Raw genomic sequence first — 16384 nt, 5'->3', positions numbered from 1 at the left:
CCAGCGGCGAACGACGACGTCGCGAACCGCCACTCCTTCGCAGCGCAATCACAGCCGGACACACAGCAACATATGGAAGCGCTGTGAGCTGCGCAAACGCCGCTAACAGTAAAATGTGAACTGCGTCACATTACGGTACCGTAGGTTGTCCGCGGTGCCCGCTGGTGTGTCAGCATCGGCGCGACCGCTTGGTCGATTCTCACCACTTCTGCGGCGCAGCGTTTTGCGCCGTCCCGTTCTGCTGAAGAAGGCGCAATGGTTGCTTTAGGGACGATTCACGACTGGCGTCCAGAACCCGGCTCGGTGACCGCGTGGTCGGCCACCGACGCTTCCCGCGCCGCCGCCCGGCAAGCTCCGCGCCATCCGGTGCCGCCGAGCTACCAGCAGCGCGGGCACCTGCTGTCCTACCGCCGCAACCTCGCCGCCGGCCGTGACATGGCCCGAATCTGCTACGGCGCGTGGAACATTCCGGGCAGGTGCGACGTCGCGGCGATGACCGCGACCATCAACGACCACCTGCGCCGCCACGACGCCTACCACGGCTGGTTCGCGTCGGTTGACGGCGAGCCGGTGCGCCACCAGCTCACCGATCCGGCCGTGATCGAGTTCCGCCCCGCCGATCTCGGCGCCATGGACACCGAGCAGATCCGCGACCACCTGTTGCGGTCGGTGCCCGACCCGTGGCACTGGGATTGCTTCGGGTTCGGCGTGATTCAACGCGACGACCACTTCACGGTGTACATCGCGGTGGACCACCTGGTGAGCGACGGGATGTCGGCCGGCGTCATCTTCGCCGAACTGCACCTCGGATACGCCGGCCGGCTGGCCGGTGCGCCACTCACGCTGCCCGCTCCGGGCAGCTATCTCCAGCACTGCGCCGACGAGCACACCCACACCGCGGCGTTGACGCGGGAGTCGGCCGACGTGCGGGCGTGGCTGGACTTCGTGGCCGCCGGCGGTGGAGAACTGCCGGACTTCCCGCTGCCACTGGGGGATCCGGACATCACCTACCGGGGCGCAATGCTCGTGGTGCCGCTGCTCGACGCCGTGGCGGCCGAGCGGTTCGAGGCGGTCTGCGAAGCGGCCGGCGCCCGCTTCTCCGGCGGGGTGTTCGCCGCGGCGGCGCTGGCCGAGCAGGCGCTGACGGGATCGACTCACTACCGCGGTCTCACCCCCTACGACACCCGCAGCGCACCGGCCGACTACCTGACGCCCGGCTGGTTCGCCAGCGTCATCCCGGTCGCCGCGCCGGTGGGCGGCCGCTCGTTCGGCGACGTGGCCGCGGCGGCCCAGCGGTCGTTCGACGCCGCCAAACCCCTTGCGCGGGTGCCCCTTGCGAGGGTGCTGGAGCTCGCCGCCGCCGGCGACATGCGGGCGCCGACGCGCGACGTTCCGCTGCTGTCGTTCCTCGACGGCCGCAAGGTGCCGCTGACCGAGCAGTGGGACGCGCTGGGTGCCGGCATCTACGGCGACAGCCGCAGCTCGGACCAGGTCTGTATGTGGGTGAACAGGTTCGCGGCGGAGACCACGCTGGCCATCTCGTTCCCCGACAACCCGATCGCCCGGGATTCGGTGGCGCGCTACCTCGACGCGGTCACCGCCGTCTACCGCGAGGTGGTGGCCGCCCCGGCGGCTGTCGCCTGATCCCTCTCCGTCACCACCACCGGTGACTGGCGTGCGACAGCGCGCCATGTCGTCGTGCGCTCACCTCCCCCATCGCCGAGACCACAGGACATTCCATGACACTCGCCGCCGGCCTGCTGGCCCAGGGCTCCTGCCACGTCGCCTTCGAGAACGTGCGGCGGGCCTTCGAGGACAACTTCGCCCGGCGCGACGAAATCGGCGCTGCGGTCGCGGTGTACGTCGACGGCGAGCTGGTCGTCGACCTGTGGGGCGGCACGGCCGATGCCGCCGGCACCCGACAGTGGCGGCAGGACACGCTGGCCGCCGTCTACTCCGGCACCAAGGGGCTCACCAGCACCTGCCTGCACCTGCTCGCCGACCGCGGCGTCATCGACCTCGACGCGCCGGTCGCCCGCTACTGGCCGGAGTTCGGGCAGGCGGGCAAGGCGGACATCACCGTGGCGATGGTGCTGAGCCACCGCTCCGGCGTCATCGGGCCGCGCCGGCGCCTCAGCGTCGAGGAGACGCTCGACTGGGACCTGGTGTGCGACAGGCTCGCTGCGGCGACGCCCTGGTGGCGGCCGGGCAGCGCGCAGGGCTACCACATGGTGACCTTCGGGTTCATCCTCGGCGAGGTGGTGCGCCGCGTGACCGGCCGCACGATCGGGCAGTTCCTGCGCACCGAGATCGCCGCACCGCTCGGCATCGACGTCCACATCGGGCTGCCGGTGCACCAGCATCACCGCTGCGCCGACATGGTGAACAAGCCGTTCGTCAGCGAGCTCTTCGCGACGATGCCGCGCGAGGTCGCGGGCCTTGGCGACCACCCGATGACCGCCGCCGCCGTGGCCGCCGACTTCATCCCCGACGACGAACTCGCCCGCCGCGACATCGCGAGCTGGCGCGCCGCGGAGTTCCCCGGCACGAACGCGCACGTCTCGGCGCTGGGGATGGCGACCTTCTACAACGCGCTCGCCCAAGGCGTGCTGCTCACCCGGGACCGCATGCTCGCAGCGCGCACCTCGCAGGGCGGCTTCGATCCCGACGTCTGCCTCGGCCCGCGCGTCGCCGACCACGGCTGGGGGCTCGGCTACATGCTGAATCAGCGCGCGATCGCCGGACCCAACCCGAAGATCTTCGGCCACGGCGGATCCGGCGGCTCCTACGCGTTCGTCGACCTGGAGCACCGCATCGGCTACGCGTACGTGATGAACCAGTTCGACGCGACCAAGGCCAGCGCCGATCCGCGCAGCGTCGCGCTCATCGACGAGGTGTACGCGGCGCTCGGCGTGACGGGCCGCTGACGTGGCGCGCAGCCCGGGCCGCGACAACCGGCTCGCCTACATGGACCAGGCGTCGTTCTTCGGCGTGCGGGCCACCGGCCAGAGCCAGCTCGGCCAGGTGACCTGGCTCTACGCCCGGCAGCCCGATCTGTATGCGCTGCAGCGCTGCTGCGACCGGCTGAACGCCGGCGGGCTGCTGGGCCGGCGCATCGAGCGGTCGCCGCTGCCGTTCGGCCGGCACCGCTGGGTCGCCGGCGGCGGCTCACCGGGACTGCAGCTCTGCGGCGAACGCCGCCCCCGCGCCGAGCTCGCCGACTGGCTCGACGAGCGCTCGCAGCTGCCGCTGGACCCCGAGCGCGGCCCCTCCTGGCATCTCGGTCTGCTCGCGATGACCGACGGCACCCACGCCGTCACCCTGGTGGCGTCGCACACCGTCGCCGACGGGCTCGGGCTGGTTAGCGCGGTCGCCGAGGCCGCCGCGGGCCGCGCCGCCGACCTCGGCTATCCGCCGCCGCGTTCGCGCACCCGGCGCCGGGCGGTGGCGGAGGACCTCGCCGAACGGCGCCGGTCGCTGCGCGAAGTCGCCCGCGCCGCCCGCACCGGCGCCCGGCTGGCCCGCACGCGCCGCGGCGCCACACCGCCCGTCGAGCGCGTCCGCCGCCCGGACGTCGGCAACGACGCCCCGCTGCTGGTGCCGGCCGTCACCGCCCACATCGCCGAGGCCGACTGGGACGCGCGGGTGCGGCTGCTCGGCGGTACCTCGAACGCGCTGGCCGCGGCGGTCGCGGCGCGGCTCGCGCAGCGGACGGGGCGGGTGGTCGACGGGTCGGCCACGCTGTCGTTCCCGGTGAGCGAACGCACCGGCGACGACGCCCGCGGCAACGCGCTGTCGGCGGTGGACGTCGTGGTCGATCCCGCCGGCTGCCGCGACGACCTGCGGCCGATCCGCGCCGCCATCAAGGCGGCGCTCGTCGCGCACGCCGCGACGCCCAACCCGTTCCTGCCGCTGCTGCCGCTCACCCCGCTGGTACCGCGCCGCGCGGCGAACGCCCTGGCGGGCGCGGCGTTCGCGTACGACCGGCTGCCGGTCGGCTGCTCGAATGTCGGCACGCTGGACCCGCAGCTGGCCCGCATCGACGGTGCCGACGCCGACCGGGTGTCCGTGCGGCTCGTCGAGCAGGGGGTGCGGCGCGCTGCGATGACCCGGATCGGCGGTCAACTCTTCGTCGCGGCGGGCCGGGCGCTCGGTTCGGTGTTCCTCACCGTCGTCTGCCACCAGGCCGGGGTCGTCGAGTCCCGCCAGCGGCTCGCCGAGCTCGTCGTCGCCGCGCTCGGGGACGTCGACCTCGCCGGCACGGTCGAGTGAGATCCGCGCCGCGCTAGGCTCTGCGCTGTGGAGCCGGTATATGGAAGCGTCATCCAGTTGGCCCGCCTGGTCTGGAAGATCCAGGGCCTGACGTTCACGGTGACCGGCGTCGAGCACCTGCCGCCCACCGGCGGCGCGGTGATCGCGATCAACCACACCAGCTACTTCGACTTCACGTTCGCCGGCCTGCCCGCCTACCGGCAGGGGCTGGGCCGCAAGGTCCGCTTCATGGCCAAGAAGGAAGTCTTCGACCACCCGATCACCGGGCCGATCATGCGGAGCCTGCGCCACATCCCGGTCGACCGGGAGAACGGCGCGGCGTCCTTCGAGGCGGCGTGCGCGGCGCTGCGGGCCGGTGAACTGGTCGGCGTGTATCCCGAGGCGACGATCAGCCGCAGCTTCGAGATCAAGGAATTCAAGTCCGGCGCGGCGCGCATGGCGATCGCGGCCGGCGTGCCGATCATCCCGCACATCGTGTGGGGTGCCCAGCGCATCTGGACCAAGGACCACCCCAAGAAGCTGTGGCGGCCGAAGGTGCCCATCAGCGTCGCCGTCGGGGAGCCGATCGAGCCGACGCTCCCCGCGCCCGAACTCACCACGCTGCTGCGCACCCGGATGCAGCAGCTGCTGGCAGAGGTCCAGGAGCGCTACCCGCATCCGCCCGGCGAGTACTGGGTGCCGCACCGGCTGGGTGGCGGAGCGCCCACGCTCGCCGAGGCAAGCAGGATGGACGCCGAGGAGGCCGCTGCCCGCGCCGCGCTGAAGGCTCAGCGGGCCGCGGAGAAGGGTCAGCAGGAGTAGTGCATGGCGGAGCCGGTCTACCGCAGCCTTGAGCTGATCTGCCGCGCCCTGGTCACGATCGACGGGCTGCGCATCACCTACTCGGGGCTGGAGAACGTCCCCGACACCGGGGGCGCTGTCGTCGCGATCAACCACACCAGCTACCTCGACTGGCTGCCCGCCGCGCTGGCGGCGAGCCGCCGCGGCCGTCGCATCCGGTTCCTGATCAAAGCGGAGATGCAGCGGCTGCGGGTGGTCGACTACCTGATCCGGCACACCGGCACCATCCCGGTGGACCGCACGGCCGGGGCCCGGTCCTACGCGCTCGCCGTCGAGGCGCTGCGTGCCGGCGAACTGGTGGGCGTCTATCCCGAAGCCACCATCAGCCGCAGCTTCGAGCTCAAGGAGTTCAAGTCCGGTGCGGCCCGCATGGCGCTGGAGGCGCAGGTGCCGATCATCCCGCTGGTGGTGTGGGGCACGCAGCGGGTGTGGACGAAGGACCGGCCGCGCAAGCTGTTGCGCCCGAACGTGCCGGTGACGGTGCTGGTCGGCTCCCCGCTGCAACCGGCGGGCACCTTCGCCCAGACCGACAGCGCGCTGCGGGAGGCCATGACGGAACTGCTGCAGGTGGTGCAGTACGACTACCCGAAGCCGGCCGGCGCGTGGTGGGTGCCCGCCCGGCTCGGCGGCGGCGCGCCGACCCTGCAGGAGGCCCGCGAGCTCGACGAGGCCGAGCGGGCGGCGCGGGCCCGCCCGCAGCCGAAGCGGAACTGACGGCCCGGATGCTCCCGACGCTGATCGCGACCGACGTCGACGGCACGCTGCTCGACGCCCACGAGCGGCTGACGCCGCGCACCCGCGACGCGGTGACCGCCGCGGTGGCCGCCGGCACCCGGTTCGTGCTGGCCACCGGGCGCCCGCCGCGCTGGATCGCGCCGGTGGTCGACCAGCTGGGCTTTGCGCCGATGGCGGTGTGCGCGAACGGCGCGGTGATCTACGACGCGGCCGCCGACCGCGTGGTGTCGGCGCGCACGCTGTCGCCGGACGTGCTCGCGGAGCTCGCCGAGATCGCCGCCCGGGTGATTCCCGGCGCCGGGCTCGCGGTCGAGCGGGTGGGGGCGACGGCGCACGACGCGGCCACCCCGCAGTTCGTCAGCTCCCCGGGCTACGAGCACGCCTGGCTGAACCCGGACAACACCGAGGTGTCGCTGGCCGATGTGCTGGCAGCGCCCGCGGTCAAGCTGCTGATCCGCAAGGCCGGCGCCCGCAGCTCCGAGATGGCCGCCCAGCTCGGCCGGTACATCACCACCCAGGGTGATCTGACGTACTCCACCAACAACGGCCTGGTGGAGGTGATGCCGCGCGGCATCAGCAAGGCCAGCGGCGTCCGCGAGGTCGCCGAACCGTGGGGCATCGCCGCCGAGGACGTGGTGGCGTTCGGCGACATGCCCAACGACGTTCCGATGCTGGTGTGGGCCGGGCTGGGGGTGGCCATGGGCAATGCGCACCCGCAGGTTATTGCCGCCGCCGACGAGGTGACCGCACCCAACACCGACGACGGGCTCGCCCGCGTCCTCGAGCGGTGGTGGCTCTAACCGGCGGGCAGCGGGCGCGGCGCCGCGAACCGCTCGATCTGCACGGGCACGCCGTCGGCCGGCGGCGCGGGGATGTCGTACACGACGCCGTCGACGACGCCGGTCACCGAAGCGTGCTGGCGGTCGAAGTTCAGGGTGCCGTGTTGGAAGTTCTGCACGATCCACTCGGGTTCGCCGATCTCCGCGCTGGTGGGCAGGCCGAGCGGGCCGCGCTCGAACCCCAGCGACGCCCAGGCGTCGTAGATGGCACCGCCCACCGGTTGGGCGCCGGTGTCGGGTGACCAGTAGATCGCGCCGTGGGTGAACCGGACATAGCGGGCGTCGCCGTCGCCGGGTGCCTCGGGCGAGGTGGGCGCGCCGAGCGGACCGTTCGCGCCGGCCATGGCCAGCCAGCGCTGCCCGATCGCGCCGGCGGAGATCCGCTCCTCGAGCGTCGGCGGCGCGGTGAACTGCTTGGCGATCTCGCGGAGCCGGCCCATGGCGGCGTAGGCGGCGTCACCGGGGCATTCGGTGATGCCGACGTCGCGGTGGGTGAAGATCGTCGGCAGGTGCGGCACGAAGCCGCGGGCGAACTTGGTGAACGAGCCGCCGGCGGACGGCAGCGCCACCGCGCCCATCGGATCGACGCCGGCCATCGCCAGCCGCCAGCCCAGGAGCCGGCCGGCGTTCTTCAGCTGGATCGGTGACGGCGGCTCGGTGCGGAAGTCGCCGATCAGCGCCACACCCCAGGTGTTGGTGTTGAAGCCGCCGGTGTGCGATCCCTCGACGGGTTCGGTGATGCCGCCGGCCCGGCCCTCGAAGACCTGCCCGTATTTGTCGACCAGCGCGTTGTAGCCGATGTCGCACCAGCGCAGCGTGCGGGTGTGGTACGCGTAGATCGACCGGACGATCTCGGCGGACTGCTCGGGTGAGTAGTCGTTGCTGCCGGCCGTGTGGTGCACCACCGCCGCCCGCACGCCGTCGTCGTATTGCGGGGCGCCGCAGCGCAGGCCCTCGTCGGCGCCCCACTGCGCGCGGGTGACGATGGCGGGCGGCTGGCCCGGCGGCGTGGCCGCGGTGGGCATGGGCATGGTGTTGGCCGGCATGGTATTTGCCGGCAGCGTGGTGGTGGGCAGCGTGATGAGCACGGCGTTGACGTTCTGCGCCATCGGCTGGCTGACGCCTGCCGGGATGTAGCCGAGGTCGGGCGCGGGCGGGGCGGTCGGCCGGGTGACGCTGATCTGCACGCGGGTGGTCTCGCCGACGAACACCGGCTCGGTGCCCGCGGGCCCGGCGCCGGACGCGCTGGGCGCGGCGTCGCTTTCGAGCGGGTGGGCGTCGTACCACGGTCCCCAGCTGCCGTCGGCCCGCCGCGCGCGCACCTTTGCCTCGGTGCCGCGCAGGTCGTCGGCGGTGAGCGCGACCATGCTGAACGGCGTGTCCTGCCCGACCTCGCGGACGGTGACGCCGCCGCCCACGTCGGGCAGCGGCCGCTGCGCGAGGGCCGGCGCCGCGACGGTCGGGGCGTCGTCGGATCCGGGCTGTCCGCCCAGCGCCCACGGCACCATCACCACGCTCGCGGCGAGCGCGCTCAGCAGTATCGGTGGCGCGGATCGACGGCCTTGCACGCGCCGATGGTACGTATGCGACGAGTGTTACCGGTGTTGCGACACGATAGTGGTGAGGCCGAAGGTGAACCGGCAGCGGCGCCGAAACGACGGTTGTGGCCGCCGATCGGCCGACATCGCGGAGAGAACAGTAGCCTCGGCGCACCGCAACGGCACCGCAGGAGAGTCGCCTGCGGTGCCGTCCCGCCGGAAGGTCGAGGGTTGCGATCAGGCCCCGACGGGCGGGGCGGGGGGCGCCGGAGCCGCCGGCGGTGCGGCGCCCGCGGCGGGCACGCCCGCCTTGGCCACCTGGACGATCGAGGGCACCACGACACCTTTGAGCAGGTCGATGGCCTGCCCCATGCCGAGCTGGTTGGCGGCGCTGGTCAGGTCGGAGATGAGCCCACCGCCGCCGGCGGGCGCAGCCGGCGCGGCCCCGAGCAGCGGATCGCCGACGATCGGGTAGGTGCCCGACAGCGGGTCGAGCCCGATCGGCTCGGCGATGGGCACCTCGCCGGGCACCGCCGTCAGCCCCGGCGCCGTCCCCACCGGGCTGGTCAGCGCGGGGTTCAGCCCGGTCGACGGCGTGGTGAGCCCGCCGGCCGCAGTCGGTGTCAGCGACGGATTGGTGAGGCCGGGGTTGGTCAGCGCGGGATCGGTGAGGGTCGCCGGGGTGGCGGTCACCGGCGGCACGCTGACTTGCGGGGTGGTGACGCCGCCGATGGTGGCGCCCGGCGCCGAGACGCCCGGTGTCGTCACCGCGGGGGTGGCGACGCCGGTGGTCCCCAGACCGGGGCTGGTGAGCCCCGGGGTGGTCGTGCCGAGACCCGGGGTGGTGCCGAGCGCCGGGCTGCCGACGCCGGTGGTGCCCAGCGCCGGGGCGCCGAGGCCGCCGGTGGCGGGTTGAGCGCCGGCGGGGCTCAGGCCGGTGGGCAGCGGCGGGAGGTTGACCCCGAACTGCGACAGGCCGGTCTGCAGCGCAGAGATCAGCTCGTTCGGCAGGTCGGTCACCACGGCGGCGCGCACGAAGTCACGGTGTTGCGGGGCGGTGTCGGAGGACAGCTCGGAAAGCGTCGCCACCGCGAACGGGCTGGCGACGGCCAGGGCGGCGACTGTGCTCATGGCTGTCGAGACCTTGCGTCGACGTCGGTTGGGCACGGATGCTCCTCAATCAGTTCTTTGACGTGTTCTGCTCTGGTCGGAAATCACCGGTTAAGCGCAATTGCCAACGCGATCGATGGTAATGAAGTGACTGCTGTTAATTAGAGTGGCGATATCGAATCGTGAGCCAATCGCGACCTCGCGCGGACGCGGCGGGGCGCTGTCACCGGACGGGATCAGCCATCGCGGTCGGATACCCTTGCTGCCGATGACCACCCCCGCGCCCTCCGGAGCCCGCTACGACCTGATCGTCGTCGGCTCCGGCTTCTTCGGTCTGACGATCGCCGAGCGCGCGGCCACCCAGCTGGGCAAGCGGGTCCTCGTCGTCGAACGGCGCTCCCACCTCGGCGGCAACGCCTACTCCGAGCCCGAACCGCAGACCGGCATCGAGATCCACCGCTACGGCGCCCACCTGTTCCACACCTCCAACCGGCGGGTCTGGGACTACGTGAACCAATTCACCGAGTTCACCGGCTACCAGCACCGGGTGTTCGCGATGCACGACGGCCAGGCCTATCAGTTCCCGATGGGGTTGGGCCTGGTCAGCCAGTTCTTCGGCCGCTACTTCAGCCCCGACGAGGCGCGGGCGTTGATCGCCGAGCAGTCGGCCGAGATCGACACCGAGGACGCGCAGAACCTCGAGGAGAAGGCCATCTCGCTGATCGGCCGCCCGCTCTACGAGGCGTTCGTCAAGGGCTACACCGCCAAGCAGTGGCAGACCGACCCCGCTGAGCTTCCGGCTGCCGTCATAAGCCGGCTGCCGGTGCGCTACACCTTCGACAACCGCTACTTCAACGACACCTACGAGGGCCTGCCCGTCGACGGCTACACCGCGTGGCTGCAGAACATGGCCGCCGACGAGCGCATCGAGGTCCGGCTCGACACCGACTGGTTCGACGTCGGCGACGAACTGCGCGCGGCCAGCCCGGACGCGCCGGTGGTGTACACCGGGCCGCTCGACCGCTACTTCGACTACGCCGAGGGCCGGCTGGGCTGGCGCACGCTGGATTTCGACGTCGAGGTGCTGCCGACGGGCGATTTCCAGGGCACGCCCGTCATGAACTACAACGACCCCGACGTGCCGTACACCCGGATCCACGAGTTCCGGCACTTCCACCCCGAGCGGGCCTATCCGGCCGACAAGACGGTGATCATGCGGGAGTACTCGCGGTTCGCCGCCGACGACGACGAGCCCTACTACCCGATCAACACCGAGGCCGACCGCGCGGTGCTGGCCGCCTACCGCACCCGCGCCAAGGCGGAGACCGCGACGGCGAACGTGCTGTTCGGCGGCCGGTTGGGCACCTACCAGTACCTCGACATGCACATGGCCATCGCCAGTGCGCTCAACATGTACGACAACGTGCTCGCGCCGCACCTGCGTGACGGCGCGCGCTTGACCGAAAGTTCTTCTGACACATGAGTGAGATCCCGTCCGGCCCGGTGCAGGCGGACACCCCGCGCGCGGTCAGCCTGCTGTCGCGGGTGATCCTGCCGCGTCCGGGTGAACCCCTCGACGTCCGCAAGCTCTACATCAACGAGTCCGAGACCAACGCCCGTCGGGCGCATGCGCCGTCGCGGACCACGCTGGAGATCGGCGCCGAGTCGCAGGTCTCCTTCGCCACCTACTTCAACGCGTTCCCGGCGAGCTACTGGCGCCGCTGGTCGGTGCTGGAGTCCGTGGTGCTGCGCGTCGAGCTCACCGGCACCGCCCGCGTCGACGTCTACCGCACCAAGGCCACCGGCGCGCGGATCACGGTCGGCGGCACCGAGGTGTCCGGCGAGCGGGCCGTCACCGAGTTCGAGGTGGAGCTCGGCCCGTTCGAGGACGGCGGCTGGGTGTGGTTCGACATCACCACCGACACGGCGGTGACCGTGCACTCGGCCGGCTGGTACGCGCCGGCGCCGGCGCCGGGGCGCGCGAACATCGCGATCGGCATCCCGACGTTCAACCGGCCCGGCGATTGCGTCAACGCGCTCGCCGCCCTGACCTCCGACCCGCTGGTCGACGAGGTGATCGGCGCCGTGATCGTCAGCGACCAGGGCACGAAGAAGGCGGTCGACCACCCGGGCTTCGCGGCCGCCGCCGCGCCGCTGGGGTCCCGGCTCACCATCCACAACCAGCCCAACCTCGGCGGCTCCGGCGGCTACAGCCGCGTCATGTACGAGGCGCTCAAGAACACCGACTGCGAACAGATCCTGTTCATGGACGACGACATCCGCATCGAGCCCGACTCGATCCTGCGGGCGCTCGCCATGAACCGGTTCGCCAAGTCACCGACGCTGGTGGGCGGGCAGATGCTCAACCTGCAGGAGCCGTCGCACCTGCACATCATGGGTGAGGTCGTCGACCAGGAGAACTTCATGTGGACGGCGGCGCCGCACGCCGAGTACGACCACGACTTCGCCAAGTACCCCCTCGACGACGAGGAGGAGCGCAGCAAGCTGCTGCACCGCCGCATCGACGCCGACTACAACGGTTGGTGGATGTGCATGATCCCGCGGCAGGTCGCCGAGGAGCTGGGCCAGCCGCTGCCGCTGTTCATCAAGTGGGACGACGCGGACTACGGCCTGCGCGCCGCCGAGCACGGCTACGGCACGGTGACGCTGCCCGGCGCGGCGATCTGGCACATGGCGTGGAGCGACAAGGACGACGCCATCGACTGGCAGGCCTACTTCCACCTGCGCAACCGACTGGTGGTCGCGGCGCTGCACTGGGACGGCCGGGTCGGTGGGCTACTCGCCTCGTCGGTGAAGGCGACGCTGAAACACCTGCTGTGCCTGGAGTATTCGACCGTCGCGATCCAGACCAAGGCGATGGCGGATTTCCTCGCCGGCCCGGAGAACCTGTTCGACATCCTCGAGTCGGCGCTGCCCGAGGTGCGCCGCATGCGCCAGGAGTTCCCCGACGCCGTGGTGCTTCCCGGGGCCACCGCGCTGCCGCCCCCGAGCGACAAGCGGCGCAAGAAGGTGAAGATCCCGACCTCGCCGCCGCGCATCGCGCTCCGGCTGGCCCGCGGCGTCGTCCACCAGCTGCGGCCGCATGACCCCGCGCACCACGAGCGCCCGCAGCTCAACGTCGCCACCCAGGATGCCCGCTGGTTCCTGCTGTGCAAGGTCGACGGCGTCACGGTGACGACGGCCGACGGCCGCGGCGTGGTGTACCGGCAGCGCGACCGCGAGAAGATGTTCGCGCTGCTGCGGGCGTCGCTGCGCCAACACCTGCGGCTGGCGCGGCGATTCAACAAGATGCGGCGCACCTACCGTGCGGCGCTGCCGGTGCTGACCAGCACGCAGAAATGGGAGACCGTCCTGCAGCCCGCCGAGCGGGCGCCGGGCTACGCGATCGCCGGCGAGCGGCGCTGATGCTCGACGAGAACCGGCCGGGCGGCGAGCTGGCCGCGCTGGTGGCCGTCCAGTCGGCGCTGGCCGACCGGCCCGGGGTGCTGGCCACCACCCGGGCGATGTCGCACTTCGGGGAGCACGCGCAGGGCTGGGTCGCCGTCGCGGCGCTCGGCGCGCTGCTGCGGCCGCGGCAGCGGCGCCAGTGGGTGCTGGCGGGCGTCGGTGCGCTCGTCGCGCACGCCGCCGCGATCGCGCTGAAGCTCGTGGTGCGCCGGCCCCGCCCGCACCACCCGGCCGTCGTCGTCAACGCCGCCACCCCCAGCCAGCTGAGCTTCCCGTCGGCGCACGCCACCTCCACCACCGCGGCCGCGATCCTGCTCGGCCGGGCCACCGGGTGGCCGCTGCCGGCGCTGCTGATCCCGCCGATGGCGTTGTCGCGGCTGGTCCTCGGCGTGCACTATCCCAGCGACGTGGCCGCCGGGGTGGCGGTCGGGTCGGCCGTGGCAGCCGGCCTGCCCGGGCTGGCCGCCAATCTCCAGCGCAGGTGGGCGCGATGAGCGAACAGGCCCCGCCGGTCGCCGGGCCGCCGCGCAACCTGGCGGCCGGGCTCGTCAAGGCCGTCCGGCCCCGGCAGTGGGTGAAGAACGTCCTGGTGCTCGCGGCCCCCGTCGCCGCCCTCGGCGACGACCGCTTCGACTACGACGACATCGGCTCGATCGCCTTGCGCGTGCTCCTGGCTTTCGTGGTGTTCAGCCTGGCGGCGTCGTCGGTGTACCTGGTCAACGACGCCCGCGACGTCGAGGCCGACCGGCAGCACCCCACCAAGCGCTTCCGGCCCATCGCGGCCGGCGTGGTGCCCGAATCGCTGGCCTACGGGCTCGCCGTGGTGCTCGCGGTCGCCTCGCTGGCCATCTCCTGGTCGGTGACGCCCAACCTGGCGCTGGTCATGGCGGTCTACATCGCCGTGCAGCTCGCCTACTGCTTCGGCCTCAAACATCAAGCGGTGCTGGACATCTGCATCGTGTCGTCGGGCTTCTTGATCCGCGCGATCGCCGGCGGCGTGGCCGCCGGGGTGCTGCTGTCGCAGTGGTTCCTGCTGGTGATGTCGTTCGGCTCGCTGTTCATGGCCGCGGGCAAGCGCTACGCCGAACTGCAGCTCGCCGAGCGCACCGGCGCCAAGATCCGCAAGTCGCTGGAGAGCTACACCACCACCTATCTGCGATTCGTGTGGACGCTGTCGGCCACCTCGGTGGTGCTCTGCTACGGGCTGTGGGCGTTCGACCGCGACCAGGGCAGCGGCGGCTCCTGGTTCGCGATCACCATGATCCCGTTCACCATCGCGATCCTGCGTTATGCGGTCGACGTCGACGGCGGGCTGGCCGGGGAACCCGAGGAGATCGCGCTGCGCGACCGCGTGCTGCAGCTGCTCGCGCTGGCCTGGATCGGGACCGTCTGTGCGGCCGTCGTCTACGGCTGAGCGCACCAGCGTCATCCGGGCGGCGGCACGCGGCCCGGTCGCCGCGCGCCTGCCGCTGGCCGGCCCGCACGGCACCGTGCGGATCAGCCTGTGGGTGAGCGTCACCGTGGTCACGGTGCTGTTCGGCTACGGGGCCTGGCAGCGCCGGTGGATCGCCGACGACGGGCTGATCGTGTTGCGCACGGTGCGCAACCTGCTGGCCGGCAACGGGCCGGTGTTCAACGCCGGCGAGCGCGTCGAGGCCAACACGTCGACGGTGTGGACCTACCTCATCTACGTCGGCAGCCTCATCGGCGGACCGGTGCGGCTGGAGTACATCGCGCTGGTGCTCGCGCTGGCGCTCAGCCTGCTCGGCATGGTCTTCGCGATGCTCGGCGCGGCCCGGCTGTACGGGCCCGGCGTCCAGGGGCGCCGCGCGCTGCTGCTGCCCGCCGGCGCGCTCGTCTACATCGCGATCCCGCCCGCCCGCGATTTCGCGACCTCCGGGCTGGAGAACGGCCTGGTGCTCAGCTACCTCGGCCTGCTGTGGTGGCTCATGGTGCGGTGGTCGCAGCTGCTGCGGGCGCCGGACACGGCGGTGCGCGCCACGGCGCCGGATCCCGCGGAGAACGCGGTGACCACCCGGTTCACCGCCGTCCTGGCGTTCGTCGCCGGGCTGTCGGTGCTGGTCCGCCCGGAGCTGGCGCTGGTCGGCGGACTGGCGCTGCTGATGGTGCTCGTCGCCGCGCGCGGCCGGCGACGCCGGCTTCTTGTCGTGGCCGCCGGCGGGGCACTGCCGGTCCCCTACCAGATCTTCCGGATGGGCTATTACGCGCTGCCGGTCCCCAACACCGCGCTGGCCAAGGACGCCTCGGGCGCCAAGTGGGAGCAGGGACTGCGCTACCTCGCCAACTTCGACGACCCCTACCTGCTGTGGGCGCCGGGCATCCTGCTCGGCGGGCTCGCGGTGCTGTTGTTCGTGTCGGGCAGCCGGCCCTGGTGGATCCGCCGGACCGTGCCGCCGGGCTATTCGCGCGCCGCCCGCATCGTGCAGAGCCCCGCCGCCGTGGTGGCGTTCATGGTGGTCAGCGGCCTGTTACAAGCCGCCTACTGGATCCGCCAGGGCGGCGACTTCATGCACGGCCGCGTGCTGCTGACGCCGGTGTTCCTGCTGCTGGCGCCGGTGGCCGTGATCCCGGTGCTGCTGCCCGACGGCGTCCGCATGTCCCGCGGTGCCGGCTACCTGCTCACCGGCGCCGTCGCCGTCGTGTGGCTCGGGATCGTCGGCTGGGCGCTGTGGGCGGCGACCTCGCCGGGCATGGGCCGCGACGCCACCAAGGTCACCTATTCGGGCATCGTCGACGAGCGCCGGTTCTACGCCCAGGCCACCGGTCACGCCCACCCGCTGACCGCCGCCGACTACCTGGACTACCCCCGGATGCGGGCGGCGCTCGAAGCCATCGAGAACACCCCCGACGGGGCGCTGCTGCTGCCGGCCGGCAACTACGACCAGTGGGACGTCGTGCCGGCCATCCCGGACCCGCAGCGCCCGGACGGACAGCCGGGTCCGCACACGCTGTTCTTCACCAACCTCGGCATGTCCAGCATGAACGTCGGCCTCGAGGTTCGGGTGATCGACCAGATCGGGCTCGCCAACCCCATCGCGGCCCACACCGCGCGGCTCGAGGACGGCCGGATCGGCCACGACAAGAACCTGTTCCCCGACTGGGCGATCGCCGAGGGACCCTTCCTGCCGGAGCGCCCGTTCGTGCCGCCCTACATCGACGAGGACTGGATCGCCCAGGCGAAGGTCGCGCTGACCTGCCCGGAGACCGACGCGATGCTGAACTCCATCCGCGGCGAGCTGACCCCGCGGCGGTTCGTGTCCAACCTCGTCCACGCCTTGGACTTCTACGGCTACCGCATCGACCGCGTTCCCGCCTACGAGTTGCGGCGGTGCGGGCTCGCCGCGCCGCCCCCCAAGGCCCCGCCCTACACTGGGCTTCCGGCAACGGGGCCTTAACTCCGCGTGACGTTTCGGGCGCGTGGCGGTGCGAGCGTGACACGGCCTTTTCCCGCGACGATCTGGGCTTTCCGCGATGCGTCGGCGGCCGGTGGCCGCCCGGTGACCGAACCGCGGAAGCGGAGGATGACCGTCGAGTGTGGTTCACTACACGGGCGTGGCCGCT

At 72.2% G+C, this 16384-nt stretch carries 13 protein-coding genes; 11 read left to right on the top strand and 2 right to left on the bottom strand.

Annotated features, from left to right (window positions below):
- Positions 1-303 precede the first annotated feature (303 nt).
- The 6 genes from LV457_RS11925 to LV457_RS11900 all read left to right on the top strand — a co-directional run bounded on the left by LV457_RS11925 (position 304) and on the right by LV457_RS11900 (position 6647).
- Positions 304-1644 (top strand): condensation domain-containing protein, encoded by a 1341-nt coding sequence (locus LV457_RS11925; RefSeq protein WP_232171378.1) that lies wholly within the window; start codon positions 304-306, stop codon positions 1642-1644.
- Between the two features lie 95 nt (positions 1645-1739).
- Complete coding sequence (locus tag LV457_RS11920; RefSeq protein ID WP_232171377.1) at positions 1740-2927, top strand: serine hydrolase domain-containing protein; 1188 nt, start codon at positions 1740-1742, stop codon at positions 2925-2927.
- A gap of 1 nt (position 2928) precedes the next feature.
- The gene (locus tag LV457_RS11915; RefSeq protein WP_232171376.1) at positions 2929-4272 is read left to right on the top strand and encodes a hypothetical protein; all 1344 of its coding nucleotides are present in this window, start codon (positions 2929-2931) and stop codon (positions 4270-4272) included.
- 27 nt (positions 4273-4299) lie between these two features.
- Positions 4300-5073, top strand: a complete 774-nt coding sequence (locus LV457_RS11910; protein WP_232171375.1) for a 1-acyl-sn-glycerol-3-phosphate acyltransferase — start codon at positions 4300-4302, stop codon at positions 5071-5073.
- Between the two features lie 3 nt (positions 5074-5076).
- Positions 5077-5826 carry a 1-acyl-sn-glycerol-3-phosphate acyltransferase gene (locus LV457_RS11905; protein ID WP_232171374.1) on the top strand — a complete coding sequence of 250 codons (750 nt, stop codon included), beginning with the start codon at positions 5077-5079 and terminating at the stop codon, positions 5824-5826.
- Positions 5827-5834: 8 nt separating this feature from the next.
- Positions 5835-6647 (top strand): HAD family hydrolase, encoded by an 813-nt coding sequence (locus LV457_RS11900; protein WP_232171373.1) that lies wholly within the window; start codon positions 5835-5837, stop codon positions 6645-6647.
- Here the strand turns inward: LV457_RS11900 and LV457_RS11895 are convergent.
- Together LV457_RS11895 and LV457_RS11890 are read right to left on the bottom strand one after the other, a co-directional pair.
- Positions 6644-8254 carry an N-acetylmuramoyl-L-alanine amidase gene (locus LV457_RS11895; RefSeq protein ID WP_232171372.1) on the bottom strand — a complete coding sequence of 537 codons (1611 nt, stop codon included), beginning with the start codon at positions 8252-8254 and terminating at the stop codon, positions 6644-6646. The genes LV457_RS11900 and LV457_RS11895 overlap by 4 nt on opposite strands.
- Positions 8255-8461: 207 nt before the next feature.
- The gene (locus LV457_RS11890) at positions 8462-9391 is read right to left on the bottom strand and encodes a hypothetical protein (protein ID WP_232171371.1); all 930 of its coding nucleotides are present in this window, start codon (positions 9389-9391) and stop codon (positions 8462-8464) included.
- A 211-nt stretch (positions 9392-9602) separates the two neighbouring features.
- On the opposite strand from LV457_RS11890, the gene glf reads away from it, so the two are divergent.
- The 5 genes from glf to zomB are packed head-to-tail and all read left to right on the top strand — an operon-like array spanning position 9603 to position 16218.
- On the top strand, positions 9603-10817 hold the full coding sequence (gene glf, locus LV457_RS11885; RefSeq protein ID WP_232171370.1) for a UDP-galactopyranose mutase: 1215 nt from the start codon (positions 9603-9605) through the stop codon (positions 10815-10817).
- The gene (locus LV457_RS11880; RefSeq protein WP_232171369.1) at positions 10814-12760 is read left to right on the top strand and encodes a glycosyltransferase; all 1947 of its coding nucleotides are present in this window, start codon (positions 10814-10816) and stop codon (positions 12758-12760) included. Before glf ends, LV457_RS11880 begins: the two co-directional genes overlap by 4 nt.
- Complete coding sequence (locus LV457_RS11875) at positions 12760-13296, top strand: phosphatase PAP2 family protein (RefSeq protein WP_232171368.1); 537 nt, start codon at positions 12760-12762, stop codon at positions 13294-13296. The genes LV457_RS11880 and LV457_RS11875 overlap by 1 nt, the downstream gene beginning before the upstream one ends.
- A complete protein-coding gene (locus tag LV457_RS11870; protein WP_232171367.1) occupies positions 13293-14216 on the top strand; it encodes a decaprenyl-phosphate phosphoribosyltransferase in 924 nt (307 codons plus the stop codon). Before LV457_RS11875 ends, LV457_RS11870 begins: the two co-directional genes overlap by 4 nt.
- Positions 14194-16218 carry a flagellar motor control protein ZomB gene (zomB, locus tag LV457_RS11865; protein ID WP_374198821.1) on the top strand — a complete coding sequence of 675 codons (2025 nt, stop codon included), beginning with the start codon at positions 14194-14196 and terminating at the stop codon, positions 16216-16218. The genes LV457_RS11870 and zomB overlap by 23 nt, the downstream gene beginning before the upstream one ends.
- Positions 16219-16384 lie beyond the last annotated feature (166 nt).

The organism is Mycobacterium sp. MYCO198283, from assembly GCF_021213805.1.
Lineage (GTDB): Bacteria > Actinomycetota > Actinomycetes > Mycobacteriales > Mycobacteriaceae > Mycobacterium.
The sequence above is the reverse complement of the archived record's forward strand: the minus strand, read 5'-3'. Positions and strand labels throughout refer to the sequence as shown.

What these genes read in the sequence shown, in the direction of transcription:
- glf (WP_232171370.1), top strand. Translation starts at nt 9,603, where the DNA reads ATGACCACCCCCGCGCCCTCCGGAGCCCGCTACGACCTGATCGTCGTC.
- LV457_RS11870 (WP_232171367.1), top strand. Translation starts at nt 13,293, where the DNA reads ATGAGCGAACAGGCCCCGCCGGTCGCCGGGCCGCCGCGCAACCTGGCG.
- LV457_RS11875 (WP_232171368.1), top strand. Translation starts at nt 12,760, where the DNA reads ATGCTCGACGAGAACCGGCCGGGCGGCGAGCTGGCCGCGCTGGTGGCC.
- LV457_RS11905 (WP_232171374.1), top strand. Translation starts at nt 5,077, where the DNA reads ATGGCGGAGCCGGTCTACCGCAGCCTTGAGCTGATCTGCCGCGCCCTG.
- LV457_RS11880 (WP_232171369.1), top strand. Translation starts at nt 10,814, where the DNA reads ATGAGTGAGATCCCGTCCGGCCCGGTGCAGGCGGACACCCCGCGCGCG.
- LV457_RS11900 (WP_232171373.1), top strand. Translation starts at nt 5,835, where the DNA reads ATGCTCCCGACGCTGATCGCGACCGACGTCGACGGCACGCTGCTCGAC.
- LV457_RS11920 (WP_232171377.1), top strand. Translation starts at nt 1,740, where the DNA reads ATGACACTCGCCGCCGGCCTGCTGGCCCAGGGCTCCTGCCACGTCGCC.